1 protein-coding gene is annotated in these 1423 nt (G+C 60.7%); it reads right to left on the minus strand.

Features of this window, described 5'->3' with window-relative positions; translation table 11 throughout:
- Window positions 1-1423 (minus strand): non-ribosomal peptide synthetase (locus QM596_RS29555; RefSeq protein ID WP_283310596.1); only part of this gene is annotated, 1423 nt, incomplete at both ends.

Below are 1423 nucleotides of genomic sequence, written 5' to 3' on the forward strand. Positions count from 1 at the left end.
CCTGCGCAGTCAACGCCGCACGCGAACCACCACCGACATGAGAACCGAGGCGAGCAGCCAAACCCTCCACCGTCGACGCCTCGAACAACTCCCGCACCGACACCGCAGCATCAAGAGCCTGACCCAACCGAGACGTCACCTGCGTCGCAATCAGCGAATTACCACCGAGCGCGAAGAAATCATCATCCAAACCAACACGCTCAACGCCCAGAACATCCGCAAACGTCTGCGCCACAACCTCTTCCACCACCGACGTCGGAGCCCGGAACACCGCAACCTGCAACGACGGAACCGGCAACGCCCGACGATCCAACTTCCCGTTCACCGTCAACGGAATCGAATCCAACACCACAAACGCCGACGGCACCATGTACTCCGGCAACAACGAACCCACCGACACCCGAAGATCGTCGACCGAAACGCTCACACCCGCAGCCGAAACCACATACGCCACCAACCGCTGATCACCCGGAGAATCCTCACGAACAACCACCGCCGTCTGCGCCACCGACACATCCGCCAACACCGCAGACTCGATCTCACCGATCTCGATCCGGAACCCACGGATCTTCACCTGATCATCCGCGCGACCCAGATACTCCAAATCACCAGCACTGTTCCACGACGCCACGTCACCCGTGCGGTACAACACCTCACCAGCAGCAAAAGGACTCGCCACAAACCGCGTCGACGTCAACCCCGCCTGACCCAGATAACCCCGAGCCAACTGCACACCCGAGACATACATCTCACCCGCGACACCAACCGGCACCGGAGCCAAACGCGTATCGAGCACGAACACCTGCAGACCCGAAATAGCCTGACCCACAACACTCGCCGACGCATCCGCCGCCAACGCAGCATCCAACACACGATGGCTCACATGCACCGTCGTCTCCGTGATGCCGTACATGTTCACCAACGTCGGCGCAGAGTCACCGCGGCGGCCATACCAATCCGACAAGCGTCGAAGCTCGAGCGCCTCCCCACCGAAAACAACCCACCGCAACGACAACTCGGCGGCCTGACCGGATTCCGACGCCAACCGATCAGCCTCGGCCAACTGATAGAACGCCGACGGCGTCTGATTGAGCACCGTCACCCGCTCAGCAGCAAGCAACTCCAAGAACTGCTCCGGCGACCGCGACGTCACATAGTCCACGACGACCAACGTGCCGCCGTACAACAGCGGACCCCACAACTCCCACACCGAGAAGTCGAACGCATAACTGTGGAACATCGTCCACACATCCGACTCGTCGAACCCGTACACACTCTCGGTATTCGCAAACAACTTCGCCACCGTGATGTGCGGAACCTGCACACCCTTCGGGCGACCCGTCGAACCCGACGTGTAAATCACATACGCAACATTCGACGACCGCAACGGCGCAACACGATCCGCATCCGTCACCACCGAACC

Source organism: Rhodococcus sp. IEGM 1406 (assembly GCF_030056745.1).
Lineage (GTDB): Bacteria > Actinomycetota > Actinomycetes > Mycobacteriales > Mycobacteriaceae > Rhodococcus_F > Rhodococcus_F erythropolis.